The organism is Ferrimonas balearica (genome assembly GCF_019802055.1).
Taxonomy (GTDB): domain Bacteria; phylum Pseudomonadota; class Gammaproteobacteria; order Enterobacterales; family Shewanellaceae; genus Ferrimonas; species Ferrimonas balearica_A.
The window spans coordinates 22,899-43,700 of sequence record NZ_JAHVHW010000005.1 but is presented as its reverse complement, the minus strand read 5'-3'; the positions used below and the strand labels follow the sequence as shown (position 1 = coordinate 43,700).

General features: G+C 59.9%; 18 protein-coding genes. 6 read left to right on the top strand and 12 right to left on the bottom strand.

Annotated elements, in window-relative coordinates; genetic code table 11:
- Positions 1 to 152 precede the first annotated feature (152 nt).
- Complete coding sequence (locus tag KUV52_RS04795) at positions 153 to 1,607, bottom strand: DUF4145 domain-containing protein (RefSeq protein WP_222524804.1); 1,455 nt, start codon at positions 1,605 to 1,607, stop codon at positions 153 to 155.
- Positions 1,608 to 1,921: 314 nt separating this feature from the next.
- Here KUV52_RS04795 and KUV52_RS04790 point away from each other — a divergent pair, with 314 nt between their 5' ends.
- The 3 genes from KUV52_RS04790 to KUV52_RS04780 all read left to right on the top strand — a co-directional run bounded on the left by KUV52_RS04790 (position 1,922) and on the right by KUV52_RS04780 (position 4,612).
- A complete protein-coding gene (locus KUV52_RS04790) occupies positions 1,922 to 3,421 on the top strand; it encodes a flavocytochrome c (protein WP_222524803.1) in 1,500 nt (499 codons plus the stop codon).
- A gap of 11 nt (positions 3,422 to 3,432) precedes the next feature.
- Positions 3,433 to 3,798: a cytochrome c3 family protein gene (locus tag KUV52_RS04785; protein WP_222524802.1), complete on the top strand. Its 366-nt coding sequence runs from the start codon at positions 3,433 to 3,435 to the stop codon at positions 3,796 to 3,798.
- Between the two features lie 67 nt (positions 3,799 to 3,865).
- Entirely contained in the window at positions 3,866 to 4,612 is a 747-nt protein-coding gene (locus KUV52_RS04780) for a cupin domain-containing protein (RefSeq protein WP_222524801.1), read from the top strand.
- Between the two features lie 3 nt (positions 4,613 to 4,615).
- Here KUV52_RS04780 and KUV52_RS04775 read toward each other — a convergent pair whose 3' ends face one another.
- The 4 genes from KUV52_RS04775 to KUV52_RS04760 all read right to left on the bottom strand — a co-directional run bounded on the left by KUV52_RS04775 (position 4,616) and on the right by KUV52_RS04760 (position 7,948).
- Positions 4,616 to 5,386, bottom strand: coding sequence for a TetR/AcrR family transcriptional regulator (locus KUV52_RS04775; protein WP_222524800.1), 771 nt, complete (start codon positions 5,384 to 5,386; stop codon positions 4,616 to 4,618).
- Positions 5,387 to 5,482: 96 nt separating this feature from the next.
- Positions 5,483 to 6,811 (bottom strand): MFS transporter, encoded by a 1,329-nt coding sequence (locus tag KUV52_RS04770; protein WP_222524799.1) that lies wholly within the window; start codon positions 6,809 to 6,811, stop codon positions 5,483 to 5,485.
- A gap of 51 nt (positions 6,812 to 6,862) precedes the next feature.
- The gene (ftnA, locus tag KUV52_RS04765; protein WP_222524798.1) at positions 6,863 to 7,393 is read right to left on the bottom strand and encodes a non-heme ferritin; all 531 of its coding nucleotides are present in this window, start codon (positions 7,391 to 7,393) and stop codon (positions 6,863 to 6,865) included.
- 114 nt (positions 7,394 to 7,507) lie between these two features.
- Entirely contained in the window at positions 7,508 to 7,948 is a 441-nt protein-coding gene (locus tag KUV52_RS04760) for a GNAT family N-acetyltransferase (protein WP_222524797.1), read from the bottom strand.
- A 46-nt stretch (positions 7,949 to 7,994) separates the two neighbouring features.
- Here KUV52_RS04760 and KUV52_RS04755 point away from each other — a divergent pair, with 46 nt between their 5' ends.
- Positions 7,995 to 8,135, top strand: a complete 141-nt coding sequence (locus KUV52_RS04755) for a hypothetical protein (RefSeq protein ID WP_222524796.1) — start codon at positions 7,995 to 7,997, stop codon at positions 8,133 to 8,135.
- Here KUV52_RS04755 and KUV52_RS04750 read toward each other — a convergent pair.
- From KUV52_RS04750 to prlC, 4 genes are all read right to left on the bottom strand, one after another.
- Entirely contained in the window at positions 8,124 to 8,897 is a 774-nt protein-coding gene (locus KUV52_RS04750) for a class I SAM-dependent methyltransferase (protein WP_222524795.1), read from the bottom strand. The genes KUV52_RS04755 and KUV52_RS04750 overlap by 12 nt on opposite strands.
- Before the next feature lie 63 nt (positions 8,898 to 8,960).
- A complete protein-coding gene (locus tag KUV52_RS04745) occupies positions 8,961 to 9,677 on the bottom strand; it encodes a TetR/AcrR family transcriptional regulator (RefSeq protein ID WP_222524794.1) in 717 nt (238 codons plus the stop codon).
- Positions 9,678 to 10,069: 392 nt separating this feature from the next.
- Positions 10,070 to 10,279, bottom strand: a complete 210-nt coding sequence (locus KUV52_RS04740) for a hypothetical protein (protein ID WP_222524793.1) — start codon at positions 10,277 to 10,279, stop codon at positions 10,070 to 10,072.
- A 117-nt stretch (positions 10,280 to 10,396) separates the two neighbouring features.
- On the bottom strand, positions 10,397 to 12,445 hold the full coding sequence (gene prlC, locus KUV52_RS04735) for an oligopeptidase A (RefSeq protein WP_222524792.1): 2,049 nt from the start codon (positions 12,443 to 12,445) through the stop codon (positions 10,397 to 10,399).
- A gap of 166 nt (positions 12,446 to 12,611) precedes the next feature.
- On the opposite strand from prlC, the gene KUV52_RS04730 reads away from it, so the two are divergent.
- On the top strand, positions 12,612 to 14,186 hold the full coding sequence (locus KUV52_RS04730; RefSeq protein ID WP_222524791.1) for a glutamate synthase-related protein: 1,575 nt from the start codon (positions 12,612 to 12,614) through the stop codon (positions 14,184 to 14,186).
- A 117-nt stretch (positions 14,187 to 14,303) separates the two neighbouring features.
- Here the strand turns inward: KUV52_RS04730 and KUV52_RS04725 are convergent, their stop codons facing one another.
- On the bottom strand, positions 14,304 to 14,996 hold the full coding sequence (locus KUV52_RS04725; protein WP_222524790.1) for a hypothetical protein: 693 nt from the start codon (positions 14,994 to 14,996) through the stop codon (positions 14,304 to 14,306).
- 378 nt (positions 14,997 to 15,374) lie between these two features.
- Here KUV52_RS04725 and gorA point away from each other — a divergent pair, with 378 nt between their 5' ends.
- Positions 15,375 to 16,730 (top strand): glutathione-disulfide reductase, encoded by a 1,356-nt coding sequence (gene gorA, locus KUV52_RS04720; protein ID WP_222524789.1) that lies wholly within the window; start codon positions 15,375 to 15,377, stop codon positions 16,728 to 16,730.
- Positions 16,731 to 16,798: 68 nt separating this feature from the next.
- Here the strand turns inward: gorA and KUV52_RS04715 are convergent, their stop codons facing one another.
- The gene (locus tag KUV52_RS04715) at positions 16,799 to 18,103 is read right to left on the bottom strand and encodes a DUF1501 domain-containing protein (protein ID WP_222524788.1); all 1,305 of its coding nucleotides are present in this window, start codon (positions 18,101 to 18,103) and stop codon (positions 16,799 to 16,801) included.
- Positions 18,104 to 18,107: 4 nt separating this feature from the next.
- Positions 18,108 to 20,063: a DUF1800 family protein gene (locus KUV52_RS04710; RefSeq protein WP_261389893.1), complete on the bottom strand. Its 1,956-nt coding sequence runs from the start codon at positions 20,061 to 20,063 to the stop codon at positions 18,108 to 18,110.
- Positions 20,064 to 20,802 lie beyond the last annotated feature (739 nt).

The following is a 20,802-nucleotide window of genomic DNA, read 5'->3' as shown; positions in this document are numbered from 1 at the left end:
AAGGTGAGATGGTTCAGTACGTTGTCGTTATGGTGCCGGTGAGTCAAACGGACAAGCGGGCCAATTGCAGGTAGGGAACGGGCACAGCCCCCAGAGAAGGGGGCCGGTCAGAACAGGGGCTCAGGAATCGGCGAGAGAATTAAGAAGGGGCGTCACCGCCAGTTGCCCAGAGGATAGCCGGACTCATCAAACCGCCCCCGGACTTCCACCAACGCCTCGTTCTCTTCGAATTCGGCCGTCAGGGCGTGGTCCAGTTGTTGCACCAGTTCCGGCGCCATCTGCCAGATCGCCTCGGACAGTTCGCTGTCGGGGATGGCGTAGGAGAACGCCCGATGCAGCAGTGTGCCCGCTTCCACCAGGTCACGATTGGGCACCTCACCGTCAAAGTGGGCCAGAGCCAGCTCGAACATGGCGCGAGGCAGACGACCGTAGCGGATCGCTTCCTGGTAGAGGGTAACGGCGGCCGCCGGGTTGGCCTCGACGCCGTCGCCATCCAGGGTACGCTGAGCCAAGTCCGCCAATGCTTCGGGGTAGTGCTGCTCCGCCGCCTGCTGCAGCCAGCCGAGCGCGGCGTCTTCATTCGCCTCACCACCCTCACCGGCAAACAGCATGACTGCCAGGTGGTACTGGGCATGAGGATACCCGGCCAGCGCGGCTTGCTCGGAGCAGGTGCGGGCCCGGGCCAGATCCGGCTGACCCAGCAATCCCTGATAGTAGAGCACACCCAGATTGGCCATCGCCTCAGGCTGGTCCTGCTCTGCGGCCTCGCTCAGGTAGTGCTCCGCCTTGACCGGATCCTGGCCGTAGCCCTGACTGCCCGCCAGGTAGAAATACCCCACCAGCGCCAGCGCATCCGCCACCCCCTGTTCAGCGGCTTCCTCGATCAAACGCACCGCCGCCTGGGGATCCCGCTCGCCGCCATAGCCATTCAACAGGGCCACACCGTGCTCAAATCGCGCAGAAGGGTTCTCCGCCGCCGCACGGCGGAACCAGTACGCGGCCTGCTCCAGCGTCCGCCGGGCATCGCTCATATCCGGCGCCTGACCATCATTGGCCGCGGCAAAGGAGTGTGCCCGCTCCTGGTGCATCAGGGCGCGCGCCTTCAGGGAGAGACCCACCAGATATTGCGCTTCCGGGTCATCCTCCATCACGGCGCGGTAGCAGAGCTCACGGCCAGCCACCACATCCACCGGCTCAAACTGCCACTGGGGCGCCTCCTCACCACTATGCAGCAACGGGAACACCTCGGCACAGAGCCGGGCGGTGTCCTTAACGCTCTTACCCGCCAGCTGAACCAACTGCTCCAACGAAAGATGATACTTCTCCGGGTGGGCCCCTTTGTTGCCGTCCCCACGCAGCTTGTGCAGCTTGCGGGCCAGACGCATATCGATCACCTTGGCTCTGGCCAGCTGCTCGATGCGGTCATAGAGGTTTTTGCTGTGGAATTCGAGGTCTGCCCGCTCTCCCAGCCAGGTGGTCAGCCGGTGGGCTATGGAGCGCAGGTGCACCAGGGCAAACGTAGGCACGTCCAGGCAGTAGCTTCGAGCCAGACGGTAGTCATCAACCAAGCGGCGATCCAGGCGTCGCACCAGCTCCAGGTCATTCATTTTGCGTCCGTTATGACACTCAGGGGGCAATGGCTCGATAGTAACAGCTTCCCTACATCAAACCAGCACTGCGATATGCCCCTGCCCAGGGCATCGTTGGAGAAACATCATCGGGAGCTCCATCACATAACCGTCCCCTTTATCGATCCCGCCCGCCTTTCGCCCTCTGGCTGCCCGGTCAAAATCGCCGAAAACCGGCCTAAAACCCCGTTTGAAAGGGAGAAAACTTCCTCCATCCCCCGGTCACGGTAGCCCCGATGGCTGACGCGTAACCTTGGCCTCGAAGAACACTGAGGATTTTTTGGGAGAGAATCATGTCGAGCAGACGCTCCTTTTTGAAATACGGCGCCGCCCTGACTGCCACCGGGCTGACCGTATCCCTGCCAGCCAAAGCCGCTGACGCCCCCAAGTGGGACGAAGAGGTGGATGTACTGGTGATCGGTTCCGGCTTTGCCGGCCTGTCCTGCGCCCTGAACGCCAAGCGTGAAGGTCTGGGCAGCGTACTGGTACTGGAAAAGATGCAGGTTATCGGTGGTAACTCCGCCATCAACGGCGGGTGGTTCGCCGTACCGCGCAACCCGATCCAGCTGGCGCAGGGCATCAATGACGACAGCCCGGAAGAGCTGGTGAAAGACCAACTGATCGCCGCCCGCGGTATGGGTGACGAGGCCAAGCTGCGCAAGATCGCCAACCACGCCCTGGACTCCTACAACCTGTGTGTCGAATCCGGCGTGAAGTTCAAAAAGGACTTCAACATCCAGGTGGGTGGCCACAACAAGGCCCGCGCAGTGCGCACCCAGCACGGCACCGGTGGTGACATCACCTCCAAGCTGTATGAAGTGGCGAAAGCAGAGGGCGTTGATTTCCGTCTGCAGCACTTTATCGAAGACCTGGTGGTGGAAAACGACGCGGTAACCGGTGTTGTGGTTCGCCGCGGCTATCGTTTCCCAGATGAGAAAACCGGTCACACCCTTCGCATCAAGGCACGCAAAGGCGTGATCCTGGCGTCCGGCGGTTTCACCCGCAACATGAAGCTTCGCGCCATGGTGGATCCCTCCCTGGATCCGACTCTGGACGGCACCAACCACCTGGGTGCAACCGGTGAGGCGATGCTGTCTGCCATGGGCCACGGCGCTCTGGCGGTGCACCTGAACATGATCCAGACCGGCCACTGGGGCTCTCCGGACGAAGGTGGCTTCGGCTGGTCCAACGCCCTGCTCTCCATCGGCTGGCACCAGGGCATCTCCGTCTCCGTCCTGAGCGGCAAGCGCTACATGGACGAACGTGCTGACCGCCTGTACTGCTCCACCCGCATCATGGCCAACCGTTACGAAGATGGCTCTCCGGCCTACCCGCTGGTGTTCATCAACTACGACAAGTACGGCAAGGACGAGCGTGTTACCCGTGCCCTGCGTGATGAGATGGCGTGGAAAGTGGACAGCCTGGAAGCGATGGCTGAGAAGTTCAACGTGCCGGTGGCCGAGCTGAAGAAGACCGTAGCCCGCTGGAACGAGCAGGTGAAGCAGGGCGTTGACCCGGACTTCAACCGCAAGATGGACACCGCCGAAGAGCTGAAAGCGCCGTTCGTGGTCTCCCGCATCTGGCCGAAAGTGCACTACTGCATGGGCGGCCTGAAAACCGACGTCGACGGTCGTGTGCTGAGCGCCAAGACCCTTGAGCCGATGAAGGGCCTGTACGCTGCCGGTGAGGTGAGCGGTGGTACCCACGGCGAAGCACGTCTGAGCTCCTGCGCCTGCCTGGAAGGCCTGGCAATGGGCTTCATCGTACCTAAAGCCATCAAAGCCGACGCCTGAGGAGAGTCACAATGAAACAACTGCTGATCAGCCTGGGCCTGGCACTGGCACTGACTTCTGGCGTACAAGCCGGCGAACTGGTTGCCATGAAAGGCAAACTGGAAGGCCGCAGCAACCACGCCTTCCTGTACGAAGATGGCTGTAACGGCTGCCACACCGGCAACGCCAAGAAGTACGTCGACGACACCGCATGTGTCGAGTGCCACGGCACCATCGACACCATCGAGATCACCACCGAACTGGTGCTGGAGGAAGCCAACCCGCACACCAGCATCCACTACGGCAACGGCGCCAGCTGCCTGGCCTGCCACGCCGAGCACGAAACCAAAGCGCCGGTGTGTTCCGAGTGCCACCGCACCTGGTTCAACGAGCGCTAAGAAGCCTGCCAACGGGCCCGTCCAGACGGGCCCGTTTCTTTTTTAGATAACCCTCGGAGAGATGACGATGAAACGGAAACCTGCCACCCTGATCATGGCGGCGCTGTTCGCCAGCAGCGCCTACGCCGGTTATGGTGAACCCGCCTTCCAGATGGAGCAGCGCCCCTACCAACAGCCCACGGCCATTCCCTACGACTACAGCCCCTACTCCCCGCAATCCACCATGCCGGAGCAGTGCCGCGACCCTCTGGTTGAGCAGTACATCGCCGACTGGGAAGCGGGCAAGATCGACTTTAAGACCATCACGGCAAACGATTCCATCGCCAAGGACCAACGCTTCTGTAAGGGCCTGGACAACGACGGTAACATTCTGGAAGTCAAAGACTGCAAACTGGAAAACGCCCCGGTGGGCTATCTGTGGAAAGAGCTGTCTGATGCCCCGGTCACCATCGGCATCACCTATGGCGGTAAGTCCGATCACGAACCCCACTTCCACGGTCAGCCCGAGTGCTACTACGCCGTCAGTGGTCGCGCCCGCACTCTGGCGGACGGCGAGTACAAGTGGATGGAGAAGGGGATGTACTTCTACATTCCGGGCAACACCATCCACAACACCCCGATCACCGAAGAGGAGGGGTTCGGCGTGCTGTACTGGTATCCGAAAAACGCCCACTTCGACGGCTTTAAGTACTACTGGCGTAAAGACGTGAAGAACCTGCGGGTGGCCGAAGACGCCTTCGACCGCGTCGACATCATGCGCAAAGCCGCCATGGGCCTGGGCCCTTACGGCACCAATGCGGACCGCTTCGAGTAAGCGTTACTTCGCCGCCAGGGATGGCGGCTGCCCACACCGTCCCGCCTGCTGGCACCGTTCACAGCGGTTAAAGTTCTCCCCCAGTTGACGGTAATAGAGGTGCGCACGCATCCCAATCCGTTCAAAGTCCGCCAGCGCCAGCGGCTCCCGCCACTGATAGGGCAACAACACTTTCTGAAGCTGACGGAACAGGGTAAAGCGCTTCTCTTTCAGATAGTGGCTGTCGATCAGTTGGCTCTGATAGGCCGACAGTGCCCCACTCAGATAGAAGGTGATCGCCTGGGTCAGCTCCAGCACCTCCTCATCGGTTGCCACCAGGTCACCGGACTCCACCGCCTCCTGTACGTACCCCTTGATCGCTCGCCAGAACAGGTTGATGCGGGACTCAAACGCTTTCACCTTTTCGGGGCTGGCGCGGCGCCACACCATCGGGTTCACCGCCACCTGCCGCACCAGGTTGAAGGTGGGGGCAAAGTGGGTGGCCTCAAAGGTGAACATGATGGGAACCAGCACCCGCTGCATCGGCGTCATATCCGGGTACTGTGCCTCAAAGGAGGCGAAGTGGTTGCTGGTGGCGTTGCGGAGGAAGCAGCACACCAACAGGTCTTCCTTGCTTTCAAACAGCTTGTAGAGCGAGCTGTTGGCGATGCCGGCATGGTTGGAAAGGTCGGAGATCTTAAACGCGATCAGCCCCTGGGTTTCGATCAGCCACTCTGTGGCGTTCAGAATAAGTTGGCAGCGGTCATACTGCGCGGCTGAGCTGGGGCATTGCATCCGTTTGAACCCGGTTAATGATGGCGGTCACGCAGCATAACCAGATGCCCGGAAGGATTTCGTTGAGCAGTTCACAAAGGGCTCGGTGCCGGGCACCTAACCCTCCGACTTTGTTGCGATTCTGCGATCCAATCGACGTGCCAGCAGGCCCTGTCGGTGGCGGGTTAGCGGGTAACGCCAGGCCAGGAGCAAGGTCGGCACCAGCAACACGCAGGGCCAAATCACAAAGCCCAGCTTCAGGCCGGTCACCGCCAGCCCCTCCAGCGTCGATTTTCCAGTAAATCCGAACAGGGCGGCGATTCCCAATGCAATGGCGCCACCGATCCCCTGGTTGAATTTGATGATCAGAGCCTGGAATGAAAACAGGATGGCGGCGCGATCTTTGCGGTTCTTCCAGCGGTCATAGTCCACCACATCCGCCAGCAGTGACGGCAACGCCAGGGATGAGAGGCCGGCAAAGAAGCCAAAACCGGTCATCACCAGAATCATCGGCAGCAGGGAGTCGGGCCCCGGCTCCAGCGGCAGCACCATCAACAGGCAGAGGATCATCCCAACACCGGATCCTGCCCAGGCCTTATGCTTCTCAACCCGTTTGAGCACCTGCAGCCACAGCGGCATACCCAGCGCCATCACCAGCGTCATGGGAATGGCGATTTTGGCGATGGCATCAGCGTGCCCAAGATAGAAGCTGGCATAGATAACAAAGAGCGAGGAGACCGCCCCGGTGGCCAACCCAAACAGGAGCTGAGTCAGCAGGAAGTAGCGCAGTGGCGGTACGGAGGTCAGCACTCCCGGCAGCTCTTTCAGTCGCGGACGCGCCCGACTCGGATGGCCAGGTTCCGGCACCGCGCGCCACATCAGCCACAGCCCAAGGGGCAGTGTCAGCAGAATGAATCCGGCCAGCACCGCAAACACTTCCGAGGTGAAGCCGCTGCGCCCGAACAGAATCATCGGGCTGGCCATAAACAGCAGCCCGCCGATAAAGCCCAGCATCTGGCGCCACAGCACCACCCTGCTGCGCTCCTGATAGTCTCGGGACATCTCTGCCGCCAGCGCACTGTGGGGGATCTCAATCGCCGTCCACCCCAGCGTCACCAGCAGATACCACCCCAGCAGATAACCCAGTCCCGCTTCACTGTGCGGCTGGAACAGAGGCCACAGCCCCAGCATCACCAATACCACTCCCAGGGCCATCCACACTTTGCGACGGCCACTGCGATCAGAAAGCCAGCCCAGCAAAGGATCGGTGATGCCATCGAAGATACGGGCCACCAGAGTGGCAGTAGCCAGTCCAGCGGCGGTTACGGCTGTCGTCTCCAGATAGAACGCTGGCAGCATCGCCGCTGTGGGCGACATCAGCATCGAGAGGGGCAGGTTAAGCAAACCGAACAGCAATAGCTGTCGGCGCGGCAATGGCTGGGACATGGGGAAGACTCTGAAACAATAACGGATGGCCTGGGCCATCCGTTTTCGTGGTTACGCCTCTGGGGCTTCGTGCATCACGCTGGCGGCTTCCTCGGTGGCGAGCTTCGCCAGGTCCTTATCCACCAGGTAGAGGCCCTGACCGTCGTTGCCGACCAGCTCCAGCTTGTCGAGGATCGACTTGAACAGTTTCTCCTCTTCATGCTGCTCGGCCACGTACCACTGCAGGAAGTTGAATGTGGAGTAGTCCTGGTTGGTAAACGCCGCATGAGCCAGCTCGTTGATCTTGCGGGTCACCAGCTGCTCATGCTCATAGGTTTGGGCAAACAGGGCAGCCAGGCTGTCGAACTCATGGTCGGGCGCATCAATGGCGCCCAGCATCGGCAGGCCACCGGCTTCGCTGACGTAGGTGAACAGACGGCGCATATGCTCCATCTCCTCGTCGGCATGAGCGCGCAGGAACAGCGCCGCCCCTTCAAAGCCCTTATCCTCACACCAGGCACTCATCTGCAGATAGAGGTTTGACGAGAAAAACTCCAGGTTAATCTGTTCGTTCAGCTTATCGACCATCGCCTTGGACAGCATGGTTCTCTCCTTGTCTTAACGCGGCACAGTGGGCCACATAGTCGCAATAAACCCCGGCGGATTCAAAGAAAAGTGAGCAGAAACCAGTTTGCGTGTCCGGGCAGTGATCGCCCTCTAAAACGGTGCTCGTCTACACCCGGGGTGACGCAGCAGCACCAGGGGCTGATGACGCAGATAAGCCTGAAACGGCCCGGCTATCGATTCCGGCGCCGAAGCGGGAGCAACCTGGACAAAGCCCAGGCTAAGGTAGAAGCGCTCCAGGTGAGCCACCGAGAAACACCAGATGGGCGCCTCAAACGCTTCTAAGACAAACTCCATCAGGACCCGAGCCAGCCCCTGCCCTTGTCGGTGGCTGGCCACCCGCAGGGCACGCAGCACCCACTCGCTCTCGCGAGGGCTCAATCTCAGTGCCGCAACGATCTGCCCGTTGGGCTCCCTCAGTACGGCGATCCGTTCATCCCGGCGTGCTTTCTCCTTCTGACCCTCACTGGCATAAAAACGGCTGGCCAGGGGCGCCTCCTCCGGTTTAAGCCACTGCGGCATGATCGCTTTCACCGCGACAACGCTACACTTGGTATGAGGCTAAAAGAAGGACTCTGGCATGACCGCCGAAGTAGAGGAGCGCCGACGAGGAGAGCGGCGCAATCAGCACGACCGACGCCAGTATCGACGGTTCGGGCTGCAAGGACAGGATCGGCGCCACCGTCTGGGGCGGCGCAGTAGTGATCCCTCACCCTTCTGATCCGGATGACATGGCCGCTTTCACGTAGACATCAAAGCGGTTTTTCTTGGTGTCGATGCTCATGGTGGGCAACTTCCCGTCCAGCGGCTCCGCGTAGTCGGGACGCTTGACCACCACCCTTTTGCACGCCAGCGCCAAAGCGGGCGCCAGCAACCCGTCTGCGTCCAGATCTGCACCTACCAGATCCTGAAACACCCGCATCTCCTTCTTCACCTGGGCCGATTTGGCTCGGTGAGGGTACATGGGGTCAAGGAAGACCACATCCACGGATTCCGACAGAGCCGAGAGAGCTTCCAGGCTGTTGCCATGGAACAGTCTCATCCGCTGCTGTACCCAGGGGCCGATCTCCGGGTCTTCGTAGGCTCGGCGCAGCCCATCCTCCAGCAGCGCCGCCACAACCGGGTGACGCTCCACCAACACCACATCACAGCCGAGGCTCGCCAGCACAAAGGCATCACGCCCCAAGCCTGCGGTTCCATCCACCACTTTGGGTGTGACGCCCCCTTTCAGGCCCACCGCTTTCGCGATCGCCTGACCGCGTCCCCCACCAAACTTGCGTCGGTGGGCCACGGCGCCACTGACCAGATCCACCTCAATGGCACCCAGTTTCGGCTGTTGGCGGTCATACAGGCGCAGACGTCCCTGCTCCAGCGTCAACCGGAACGGCGCATCGTCTTGATGTGAAAGGTGCCAGCGCTGGGCCAGCTCAGCCAGGCGCTCAGGGTGCTCGCTGGCAGGGTCGAGATAGATGGTGGTGGACATAGGGCTCCCATGGTGATCAGCGGGAGAGTAGTGGATCACCGGGAGCCCTGCAAGCGAGGGATTTTAGGCAGCGTTGGAAGTCTGAAGGGCGACTTCCGGCAGCGCCGGGTATCGACGCAGTGCTTCGCGACAGCGGGTGCGCCAGTCAGCGTGCCCCTCTGCCATGCCTGCCCCGCTCAACAAACCGGCCAGCGCGTCCAGCAAACCATCGGTTTCCGCCAGCTCCGGCGTGGGCGCCAGGGTTTGACGGCTGGATTGCAGTTGGAAACCCAGTAGCAGCGCGCGAGCACGTGCAACCAATGCGGCGCTTTGCGCTTCATCCAGGGCCAGAAGCCCCTGTTGACGAGCATCCTGCAGAATGCCTTCCAGTGCCTTTACCAGCTCCTCAACCAGCGCACGCAGCGCCAGTTGACGCTGATCCGCCGCCCGGCGCCACAGCTCAGTGTGGCTGACCAGCAGTTCAAGCTGAGCCAGGACTTCATCGCGAAGCAGGCGAACGCGCTCAGAAGCCAGCAGAGTGACGAAGCGCTCCATGGGAGTCAGGTCCATTTCATTCAGACGAGCAATCCACTCATGACGCTGCTGCAGGCTGATCTGAACCAGCGCCGCCATCATGTCTTCTTTGCTGAGGAAATGGCCGTAGAGTGTGCCGACGGAGCATTCAGCAGCGCGAGCCACGTCTGCCATCCGGAAATCCAGGGCTCCCTTGCCCCGGGCCGTCACCAATGCCGCCGATAAGATGCGCTGTTCCCGCGCTTTGAACAGTTCCGACTTGTTCATTAGGTTGTCCCTTGATTTAAACTGGGTCCCATCCGCAGCGCACCAAAACGCTGCCCTGTTGGGGTAGGTCATATGAAATCAAAAAGTGCGCAAGCCAACTGGGCGGAAGATCACACTAGTGGTGAAAATAACTCTTTAAGAACAGTCACTTGTGCATACCTAACACAATTTCAGGCTGCCCTGCCCAGATAGATGAGTGCTAACTGTCTCATTTCGGTCATTTTTCGTCTGTGTCAGAGTCGAGGAAGAATATTCTTCGACCCAAAGTCAGCGCTATCGTTTGATAAATGAAGACAATATCCAATCGCTCGCAATGCGGAATCCTAAGCGGTCGAATGACCGGCCACAATGCGACCTTGGTGTCCAACGGGGATAGGGCACCACCGGTTCAGCTAAAGCACTCGCTCATCCGCGACCCAATGGCGCAGCAGCAAACGAAAGGTTTGCGGCATCATCAGCACCACCCCAAGGCCCATCATCAGCCCGGGGTCTCGCCAATAAGGCTCATACAGGTACCCATAAAGCCCAAACAGGGCCAGCCCGCAGCCCAACAGATTCAAGACCGCCAGAGCCCACCCCCAGCGATACAAAAAGGCATCCATTCCTTGCTCCTTGGCAACATCCTGTCGCTCCACGCCAAGGTGCCCTCCAGTTGGCACAAAATCAACCGAGTCCGTTGATACAAAACAAAAACGGCGCCGATTTGGCGCCGTTTTGGATTATTGTGCGATACCGCTGTGCCGCAACAATGCGTCGATTTCCGGCTCCCGGCCTCGGAACCGGGTAAACAGCGCCATCGGCTCCTCGCTGCCGCCCATTTCAAGGATATGGTGCAGGAAGTCAGCCCCAACCAGAGGATTAAAGATCCCCTCCTCTTCAAAGCGGGAGAAAGCGTCCGCAGAAAGCACTTCCGCCCACTTATAGCTGTAGTAACCCGCCGCATAGCCGCCAGCAAAGATATGGCTGAAGCCATGCTGGAAGCGGTTGAACTCCGGCGCCTTGATCACTGCCACCTGCTCCCGCACTTCGTCGAGAATGCTCTGGATCGGGTTATCGCCCTGCAGCTGGGCACACTCCAGGTGCAGACGGAAATCGAACAGCGCGAACTCCAGCTGGCGCAACATCATCATGGCACTCTGGTAGTTCTTCGCCGCCAGCATCTTATCGAGCATCTCAACAGGCAGCGGCTCACCGGTTTCATAGTGGCCGGAGATCTCGCCCAGCGCTTCCGCTTCCCAGCACCAGTTTTCCAGGAACTGACTCGGCAACTCCACGGCGTCCCAGGGTACCCCGTTGATGCCCGCCACGCCCGGGGCGTCCTCGATACGGGTGAGCATATGGTGAATGCCATGTCCAAACTCGTGGAACAGGGTCACCACCTCATCGTGGGTAAACAGGGCGGGCTTGTCTCCCACCGGGCCATTGAAGTTACAGGTGAGGTAAGCCACCGGCTTTTGCAGGCTGCCGTCAGCGCGATAACGGCGCCCCTGACAATCATCCATCCAGGCTCCGCCCCGCTTGTTTTGACGGGCATACAGATCCAGGTAGAAGCTGCCGCGAACGCTGCCATCCGCTTCAAGAAGATCAAAGAAACGAACGTCCTTGTGCCAGGTATCGATATCCTTGCGCTCCTGAACCTTCACACTGAACAGGCGCTCCAGGGTGTGGAACAGGCCGGACAGCACCTTATCTTCCGGGAAGTAGGGACGCAGTGCCTCATCAGAGATCTGGTAAAGGTGCTGCTTCTGCTTTTCGGCGTAATAGGTGATATCCCAGGCGTTCAGACTTTCCACACCGTGCTCCGCTCTGGCGTAGGCGGTCAGCGCCTTAAGCTCCTCCTCGCCCTGCCCTCTGGAAGCCAGTGCCAGCTCATTAAGGAAGCTGATCACCTGCTCCGGGGTTTCCGCCATCTTGGTGGCCAACGATTTGTGAGCCGGGCTCTCGAAGCCCAGCAACTGAGACAGCTCCTGACGCAGCGCCAGAAGTTCATCCATCAGCGGACCGTTGTCGAACTGACCGGCATGAGGCCCCTGCTCGGAAGCCCGGGTGCAGAACGCGGTATAGACTTCACGACGCAGCTCGGCGTTATCCGCGTAAGTCATCACCGCCAGGTAGGAGGGGAACTCCAGTGTCAGCAGGTATCCCTCTTGCTCACGCAGCGCGGCACTTTGCTGCGCCGCTTCCAGTGCAGACTCCGGCAGACCCGCCAGTTCCGACACGTCGGTGATCAGTTTGCTCCAGGCATTGGTGGCGTCCAGCAGTTGGTTGGAGTAGCGGCTGGAGAGTTCGGACAGGCGCATCACAATCTCGCCGTAGCGCTTCTGCTCCGCTTCCGGCAGGCCGATCCCGGACAGTTCAAAGTCACGCAGGCCATTTTCCACCACCTTCTTCTGAGCCGGGCTCAGGTTGGCAAACTCGTCGCTGGCCGCCAGGGCTTTATAGGCTTCGTACAGCGCTTTGTTCTGCCCCAGCCAGGTGGAGTACTCGGAGAGCAGCGGCAGACAGGCGTCGTGTGCTTCGCGCAGCGCCTCGTTGCTGACCACGGAGTTCATATGACTGACCGGAGACCAGATCCGGGACAGCTTATCCTCCGCTTCGTCGACGGGGGCCACCAGGCTGTCCCAGGTGACGGGGCCAGCGCCGGCCAACACCTGCTCCACCGTGTCACGACAATGCTTGAGTGCTGCCTCCACGGCCGGTTGCACGTGCTCCGGGCGGATCTGGGAGAAAGCGGGCAGAGAGGATGGATCCATCAACGGATTGGTCATGGCGACTCCTTGTGAGGCCAGCAGGGTGGCCCCGTTGGTAATGGGATGTTGTAACCATAGATGCGGGCAGCGACCGTGAAGTTCAAGTCCGAAGAAGCGATTAGCTCCATCGTTACCCGGCCCCCTGTTCTAGGCTTTTAGCATCGACGGTACAAGGAGAACCGCCATGAGCAAACCGGTCATTGCCGCTAACCGCCCCGCCAAAGTCGCCCTGAAAGCGGGCCAGTCCTATTGGTTCTGCCGATGTGGACGCTCCGCCAGCCAGCCCTTCTGCGATGGGTCCCACAAGAGTACGAGCTTTACCCCACTGGCTTTTACGCCAGAAAAAGATGGGGAGGCGTATCTGTGTCAGTGCAAACGCAGCCAGGAGCAGCCCTATTGCGACGGCAGCCATGCCCGCATTCCTCGCGAGCAGGTCGGCACCACCGGGGAGGAGAACTCGTCCCCAAAGCCTGAAGGGGGAGGAGCCCCCAGCAACGCGCACGCCGCCCCTCGGGCAGAACCCACCCCGGAAGAGCCGGAGGTGGCCTTCATCCATCAGTTGGCCCGGGAGGGGCTCAAATACAGCCACCACGGGCCAATGGTGGCAATGGGAGTGCCTCGACAAACCCTGCCCCAATGGGATTCGATTCAACTTATGGTGGCACAGCTGGCTCGTGCTCCCCTGTTGGATGACACTCCGGTCGCCACCGAACTGGTGATCGGCCCGGAGGCGCGCAAACCGCTGAAACTGGCGATGCCGCTGTTTGTGTCGGACATGAGCTTTGGCGCTCTCTCACGGGAAGCCAAAATCGCCCTGGCGCAGGGGGCGGAGATCGCAGGAACCGGGATCTGCTCCGGCGAAGGGGGAATGCTGGATGCCGAGCACGACGCCTGCTCACGCTACTTCTATGAACTGGCAGCCGCCCGATTTGGCTATGACGAAAACAAACTCAAAGGGGTTCAGGCGGTGCACTTCAAAGCCGGGCAGGCGGCCAAAACCGGTACCGGTGGCCATCTTCCTGCGGACAAAGTTACGGCTGAGATCGCCGCAGTCCGGGGGCTCAATCCGGGCCAGGCCGCCATCTCGCCTGCCCGCTTTGCCGACCTGACCACACCGGGCGACTTCCGCCGCTGCGCCGATCACATCCGCGAGATCACCGGCGGCGTCCCCATCGGTTTCAAGCTCTCCGCCAACCACATCGAACGGGATATCCAGTTTGCCCTAGACGCCAGTGCCGACTACCTGATTCTTGATGGCCGCGGTGGCGGAACAGGTGCGGCCCCTGCCCTGTTCCGCGATAACATCAGCGTCGCCACCATCCCGGCGTTAGCCCGGGCAAGACGCTATCTGGATGCGCAGGGCCGACAGGACATCACACTGATCATCACCGGCGGCCTGCGTACGCCAGCGGATTTTGTCAAAGCGCTGGCATTGGGCGCGGATGGCATCGCGTTGGCCAATGCGGCGATTCAGGCGCTGGGTTGTGTGGGTGCCCGCATGTGCAACACCAACCGCTGTCCCACCGGCATCGCCACTCAAGACCCCGCGTTGCGTCAGCGTCTGGATGTGATCGAAGGACCCAAGCGGGTCGCCCGCTATCTGCAAAGCAGCACAGAATTGATGGCGGTACTGGCCCGGGCCTGCGGTTACCACCGCTTGTCGGAGTTTTCACTGTCGGATCTTGCCACGGCGGATCGGGAGATGGTGGCGTTGGCGGGGATCCCCTATGCAGGGGTGGGTGAGGGTGGCGTCCCGTAACGCTCGCCACAGTCCGCTTATGGGCTCAAAGATCTGAAAAGGGATGCGGTCCTATCGGATACCCCATCCCTTTTGAGCGAGCCCAAATGTGAGAATCGTCTGGCCTACCGCTGGGCCTTAGAACGCCATGGTCAGGTGAACGCCAGCCCAGGTTTGGTCGGTTTCAATCCCCTCATCCCGCGCCATCTGACGATCCGCTTCGGTGTGCTCCGCGATCAGGGTCAGGCCAAGCTGGTCCGTTAACTGGTAACCCAGCGTCGCGCCAACCGCCAGGTGGTTCTGGCCATCGTGGTCCGGGTTGGCGTAACCGTAATCCAGGCCCGCGATAACATAGGGGGTAAGCACCAAACGCTCATTCAGGGCAAACTCCCGCTGAATGCCGATCTCAACAAAACTGCCTTCGGCTTCGGTGCTGTAGACGTAGTCAATAAAGGGCTCAAACCAGCTCAGACCGCCATACGCCACGCCCGCGCTGATTTCATTGTCGGACTCATCATCCTTGAAGAACTCAAGGCGGGTATAGCCACCGTAAAAGCTGAAATCCCCCACCTCAAAGCCATACTCAATGCCGAGATTCAGTTCGTCATAATCCACATCGGAGTCAGCCGCATAGCCGTAGGCAGCGCTCAACGTGATGCCATTTTCAAAACCGGCAGCGCCGCTGGCCCAATAGATGCCCCCCTTGTCCAGGTTATCCCGGCCCTCGGAGATGTATTTGCTGTCGTACCCAAAATCGACTTCGTATTCGGCGGCGGCAACGTGCACAGAGGTCACGCACAGCGCCAGGGCAAGAAGAGAACGCTTCATCATCTACTGCTCGCATTATCTGGAAATTCATCGTGATTGCGAATCAATCTTATTGGCATTGGTGATAACGCTTTTGTGACCAGGATCAATTCCCGTTCACTCAGCCATCCGAAGGTTGTTTTTTTGTGACCAGAGATCGCATACGAGGAAACAGTGGATAAAGATTTTGTCTCAAATTGAACCGCGCTCATCCTGATTCCACCCGGAGCCTCCTCCCCTCCCGGGCCCTTAGAGGCCGGGGCCGGGACTAAGCGACCGGCTCTGAACGCCCTTTCCGATAAGGGCAATCCCTTGTTTGCGGTTGAGTGCGTCCCCAGATCAGGGTACAACTCCGGCAATGCGTATTCGGCCCTTAGGGCGTTAAGGTAAAGGAAGCTTTCCATGGCACAGCAATTTGACTACATCGTTTTGGGCGCCGGTTCCGGCGGCATCGCATCAGCCAACCGGGCTGCCATGCGAGGCGCCAAGGTGCTGCTGATCGAGGCCCAGCACCTCGGTGGCACCTGCGTGAATGTTGGCTGCGTTCCCAAAAAGGTGATGTGGTTTGGTGCCCAGGTGGCGGAAGCCATCAAGCTGTATGGTCCGGACTACGGGTTTGATACCACCATCAACCAGTTCAGCTGGAGCAAACTGATTGAGAGCCGTGAGGCTTACATTGAGCGTATCCATGGCGGCTACAACCGCGGCCTGGACGCCAATGGCGTGACCCTGGTGAAGGGCTTCGGCAAGTTTGTGGATAAGAGCACCGTTGAGGTAAACGGCGAGCACTACACTGCGCCGAATATCCTTATCGCCACCGGTGGCCGTCCTACCATTCCGGCCATCCCCGGCGCTGAGCACGGCATCGACTCCAACGGCTTCTTTGCCCTGACCGAGCAGCCCAAGCGGGTTGCGGTTGTGGGTGCAGGTTACATCGCCGTAGAGCTGGCCGGAGTGCTGCACAGCCTGGGCAGTGAGACTCATCTGCTGGTGCGCAAGCATGCGCCGCTGCGCAACTTCGACCCGATGATCGTCGATACCCTGGTCAAGCTGATGGAAGCGGAAGGCCCGACCCTGCACACCCACTCCATCCCCAAAGCGGTGGAGAAGGAGGCGGACGGCAGCCTGACCCTGCATCTGGAGAACGGCAACAGCCTCAACGTAGATTGCCTGATCTGGGCCATCGGCCGCGAGCCAGCTACTGACAAGATCAACATCGAAGCTGCTGGCGTGAAGGTGAACGAGCGGGGCTTTATCCCGGTGGATGAGTACCAGAACACCAACGTGCCCGGCATCTACACCGTGGGCGACATTATGGAGGGCGGCATTGAGCTGACCCCGGTCGCGGTGAAAGCGGGTCGTGCTCTGTCCGAGCGCCTGTTTGGCGGCCAGCCGGAAGCCAAGATGGACTACTCCCTGGTGCCCACCGTGGTGTTCAGCCACCCGGCCATCGGCACCATCGGTCTGACCGAGCCGCAAGCCCGCGAGCAGTACGGCGACGATAATGTGAAGGTCTACACCTCCTCCTTTGCCGCCATGTACACCGCAGTGACCGCCCACCGCCAGGCCACCGAGATGAAGCTGGTTTGTGTTGGTCCCGAGGAGAAGATTGTCGGTCTGCACGGCATCGGCTTCGGTATGGACGAAATCCTCCAGGGCTTCGCGGTGGCCATCAAGATGGGCGCCACCAAAGCGGACTTTGACGCTACCGTGGCTCTGCACCCCACCAGCGCGGAAGAGTTCGTTACCATGCGCTGAGCCGCACTTAACGGCAAGAAAAAGCGCCCCATTTCGGGGCGCTTTTTTTGTGTCGGCATCCCACCCGGTTAGCTGAACAGAGGCAGCTCTCTGGGGGTAAAGTTGGCGATGTTGGGGAACACCGCTTCCATATCCGACTCCGCCACCCCCATCCAACGCGCCAGGGTGGCGCCGATCTGATCCACCGAGGTGGTCGGGATCAGCCGTCCAGTGCTGAAGTCATCCTCACTGCGTGGCGTCAGCGAGGGCCAGGTACCGATGGTGTTGGCAGCCAACTGCGCCCCGCTGATCACAAACTGGTTGTTGCCCCAGCCGTGATCCGTGCCAGTGGGATTGGGAATGATGCGGCGGCCAAAGTCGGACAGGGTGACGGTGGTTACGCTGCTGGCCAGCCCCTCCGCATCCAGCAGATCGTAGAAGTATTTCACCGCCCGACTGAACAGCGCCAACAACTCCTGATGGCTTTTCTCCTGTTGGGCGTGAGTGTCGAAGCCACCCAGGTTGAGATAGAAGATCTGCCGATTCTGCGTCAGTGTGTCCCGCCCCTTGATAAACTTCAGGGTCGCGTCCAGCTGCTGGCTAAGGGTGTTGTCGGTGTCCGCCGCCAGCACGGTGTTGGAGTCCGGCTGAATGATGCTGTTAACTTCATTGCTGGCGTAGATGCTGTCCCTCATCAGGTCGCGGAGGTGCTCCCGAAACAGGTCCTGTCGAGGGTTGTCCAGAGTCTGAGCAAAGCGATTGCGGAGATAGGGAGGCATGTTCAGGGTACGCACCCCATCCGGCGAAAGCGTGTTGGCCTTGTCACTCCCCCGAAACAGGCGAGACTGCCCGGCAAAGCTGAACATCGGTGGAAGCGCGCTGCTCTGACTCAGTTGCGCCATCAATCTGGAGCCCCAGCCACTGCTTAAGGATTTATTGATGGCATCTCCGCGCAACCACTCCTGGCTCTGGGAGTTATGGGAAAACAGCATGTCCGGCTCCGTCCCCAGATCCTGCTTGGTCATGGGCTGCTTAAGCACACCACAGTTCAGCAGGGCGGTGACATAGCCGCGGTCACACAGGTCCTTAAATTCGGGCATCGCGGGGTGCAACCCCAGGGAAACCGGGCTCCCTGCACGATCCAGCCCGCTCAATGGGGTCGGCAGCAGGTCACTCTTGGCGATCGCCAAATGTTTACGAACGTCCGCATACTCCTGGTAGTGGCTGTCGTCCGTCGGCACCAGGGTATTAAACCCATCGTTTCCCCCATTGAGGAAGATGCAGACCAGCGCACGATAGTCGTTGCTCGACGTTGATTCGGTCGCCCAGCCCACCTGCGACACCAGTGCCGACGCGCCCACGCTCTTTAAAAAGGTTCTTCTAGAAATCGGCATCGGCTTAATCCTGAATAAAAAACTCGTCGGAAGAGACAATCAGTGCGCCGATCGTCTTTATCGACCCGGTTGGGTTATTGGCGCTCTCTATCAACTCTCTCAGTTGGAGCTCCAGAGAGGGGTTCATATCTCCGCCGTAGAACAGGTCGCTGATCTTCTCTATCACCCCATCGACGTTGTCGTACTCCTCAATGAGATAGCTGTAATCAGGAATGGTGTCTGACATCACCATGCCACGCATGTAGTTGGAGAGGGAGACATAGCGGCTCCAGGAGAGCAGCTCCGCTTCCGGCGCCACTTTCTGCCCATTGGCAATCAGGTAGTCGGGTGAAAAGAAATTAAAGACGGAGGGCGAACGCAAAGGCCCCTGTTTCGCATTGTTATAGGCGTATCTGCTGTTCAGGGTGGTCATAGGTGCATACTGACTGTCTATCGCCCGAGCCAGGTTTACCAGGGTGATCACCGGCTCCTTAAGCTTTTTTGGGGGGTAAGCGGGCACCAGTCCCAGGGCTTCTTCATCCAGCAGAATCGCTCTCACCACCGCTCCGATGTCACCCCGAACACCTTCACCATTATCGATAAAAACGCTGGCCACCCGCTCAACATACTCTGGAGAGGGGTTGGAGCTGACCAAGCGCAGAATCATATGCTTGGCAAAGAAGGGCGGCGTATTGGGGTGCTCAAACAAGATATCCAGCACCTGCCGCAAATCCTCCAGCGCCGTCTGCCCCGCTGGCAGCGTATGCCCCAACGCCTCTTTGCTGTCGGTATCGTGATACGCCTCGTTGGCCTCCATCGGCAGCACATAATCGACATCCGACTTCCGCCAACCGGTGAAAGCGCGGGCAATGTTCTGAACATCCTGCTGGGTGTAGGAGGGGATCGGCTGATTGGCCGCATCCAGCTTTAATGTCCCGTCAGGATGAAGTTCATAGAGGCCGATGGTGAACAGCTGCATCACCTCCCGGGCATAGTTTTCATCCGGCTGGAAACCTCGATTCTCATCCGCCTTGCGGCTGTTGATCATGGTCAGGTAGACCCCCATCGCCGGGTGCAGCGAGACCCGCTCAAGCAGCTCTCGAAAGTTGCCTAGGGCGCCGGAGAGCAGCAGGTCGTAATAGGTGATCAGCGCCTTCTCTTTTTTGCTCAGGCTGCCGTAGACGGACACCACAAACAGTTCACTGAGCGCAAACGCCACCCGTTGACGCAGTTGATCGGGGGCTGTGGTGCTGAAGTAGAGCCAGGCATCTCCGCGAGCCTCGTTGGTCATCCCCATCGCCTCGGTATTGGGCAGGTGCAGAGAGACAGGCTCGGCGAGCTGTTGTTCCAGCCACTCCACGGGCTCGAAGCTGGCGTAGCCTTCCATATCGGCGGAGGTTGGGCCAAAAGTGCTTTGCAGTAGGAAGCGGTGATGCTGCCGTTTTGTCGGGCCATCTACTGTCACAGTCAAGAAGGCCAGCCCAGACTCCGCTTCGCCGTCGCTTAACTGAAACGCCCACTGTTGCGTTCCCGTTTTAAGGGGCCTCAGAGTCAGCTCTCCCTGCTCATTGATGGTTACTGAGGTGCTGGTGTCCTCAATGATCAGTTGGGCCAATTGCAGCGCGTCGCCATCGGCATCCTGTCCCAATTGATTCAGGGACAGAGTGACAGAGGCGCCATACCCAATGGTGTCCGGATGGACGTAGTCGATGGCCATAGGGGGCTGGTTCAGCTCCGGATCAGGTGTGGGGTCCGGGTCGGGCGTAGGGTCCGGCTCGGGCGTGGGATCCGGGTCGGGCGTGGGGTCCGGGTCGGGCGTGGGGTCCGGGTCGGGCGTGGGGTCCGGGTCGGGCGTAGGGTCCGGGTCGGGCGTGGGGTCCGGGTCGGGCGTGGGGTCCGGGTCGGGCATAGGGTCCGGGTCGGGCGTGGGGTCCGGGTCGGGCGTGGGGTCCGGGTCGGGCGTGGGGTTCGGGTCGGGCATAGGGTCCGGGTCGGGCGTGGGGTCTGGGTCGGGCGTAGGGTCCGGTTTGGGATCGGGAGTAGGTTCTTTTTCATCCACGACAGGAGGTTCAGGTATCTGAGGCTCGGGCTCTCCGCACCCCTGCAGCAACACCAACGCACACAATGCCTGGCAGAATAAAATTGGCTTTAGGTTCAATCCCATGTCATCCCTTTAGGTGAATCATCCATCTGGTCTAAAAAGCGTCTCCAAGTGCCGGTTACGCCCCTGGCTAAGCTTGGCCTTCGGACGTCGGACGCCTGCAACGGCGTCAATACTGTCACCTTCTCTGACTGTCTGTACGGCGCTTCGCCCCTTTGCCTAGCCCGCCTCACCACCTAAAGGCGAGCAAACCGGTAACTTAATTCACCTTATCGCTGAATAATGGTCGTGAACTGCGCATGAGCCTCAGCAAACTTTTGAGCTGGTTGGGGACTCCTTTGATGATTCGACCCCGTTAGTCCCCTCCCGCCACCTACCCGAGCAGTTTTCCTCCGTCCACTCATCAAACCCAAGGCGTGAGGGCACTCACAGTTTCACAACAAAGTCGCAACCGCCCCCCGCTTCACCCGGCACCGCACCTCCATAAAACATCGACCAAACAAGAGCTTAACGTCCCACTAGGTGGCAAATTGATCTAAATCAATATCATCTTAAGTAGCTTTTCCTAATGCAGATCTTACTAATTAAGCGAGTTAGCATTTGGTTAAAGGGTGGTGAC

What these genes read in the sequence shown, in the direction of transcription:
- KUV52_RS04795 (WP_222524804.1), bottom strand. Translation starts at nt 1,607, where the DNA reads ATGAATGACCTGGAGCTGGTGCGACGCCTGGATCGCCGCTTGGTTGAT.
- KUV52_RS04785 (WP_222524802.1), top strand. Translation starts at nt 3,433, where the DNA reads ATGAAACAACTGCTGATCAGCCTGGGCCTGGCACTGGCACTGACTTCT.
- KUV52_RS04730 (WP_222524791.1), top strand. Translation starts at nt 12,612, where the DNA reads ATGAGCAAACCGGTCATTGCCGCTAACCGCCCCGCCAAAGTCGCCCTG.
- KUV52_RS04750 (WP_222524795.1), bottom strand. Translation starts at nt 8,897, where the DNA reads ATGTCCACCACCATCTATCTCGACCCTGCCAGCGAGCACCCTGAGCGC.
- KUV52_RS04710 (WP_261389893.1), bottom strand. Translation starts at nt 20,063, where the DNA reads ATGCCCGACCCGAACCCCACGCCCGACCCGGACCCCACGCCCGACCCG.
- KUV52_RS04790 (WP_222524803.1), top strand. Translation starts at nt 1,922, where the DNA reads ATGTCGAGCAGACGCTCCTTTTTGAAATACGGCGCCGCCCTGACTGCC.
- KUV52_RS04740 (WP_222524793.1), bottom strand. Translation starts at nt 10,279, where the DNA reads ATGGATGCCTTTTTGTATCGCTGGGGGTGGGCTCTGGCGGTCTTGAAT.
- KUV52_RS04770 (WP_222524799.1), bottom strand. Translation starts at nt 6,811, where the DNA reads ATGTCCCAGCCATTGCCGCGCCGACAGCTATTGCTGTTCGGTTTGCTT.
- KUV52_RS04725 (WP_222524790.1), bottom strand. Translation starts at nt 14,996, where the DNA reads ATGATGAAGCGTTCTCTTCTTGCCCTGGCGCTGTGCGTGACCTCTGTG.
- gorA (WP_222524789.1), top strand. Translation starts at nt 15,375, where the DNA reads ATGGCACAGCAATTTGACTACATCGTTTTGGGCGCCGGTTCCGGCGGC.
- KUV52_RS04780 (WP_222524801.1), top strand. Translation starts at nt 3,866, where the DNA reads ATGAAACGGAAACCTGCCACCCTGATCATGGCGGCGCTGTTCGCCAGC.
- ftnA (WP_222524798.1), bottom strand. Translation starts at nt 7,393, where the DNA reads ATGCTGTCCAAGGCGATGGTCGATAAGCTGAACGAACAGATTAACCTG.
- prlC (WP_222524792.1), bottom strand. Translation starts at nt 12,445, where the DNA reads ATGACCAATCCGTTGATGGATCCATCCTCTCTGCCCGCTTTCTCCCAG.
- KUV52_RS04775 (WP_222524800.1), bottom strand. Translation starts at nt 5,386, where the DNA reads ATGCAATGCCCCAGCTCAGCCGCGCAGTATGACCGCTGCCAACTTATT.
- KUV52_RS04745 (WP_222524794.1), bottom strand. Translation starts at nt 9,677, where the DNA reads ATGAACAAGTCGGAACTGTTCAAAGCGCGGGAACAGCGCATCTTATCG.
- KUV52_RS04755 (WP_222524796.1), top strand. Translation starts at nt 7,995, where the DNA reads ATGACCGCCGAAGTAGAGGAGCGCCGACGAGGAGAGCGGCGCAATCAG.
- KUV52_RS04715 (WP_222524788.1), bottom strand. Translation starts at nt 18,103, where the DNA reads ATGCCGATTTCTAGAAGAACCTTTTTAAAGAGCGTGGGCGCGTCGGCA.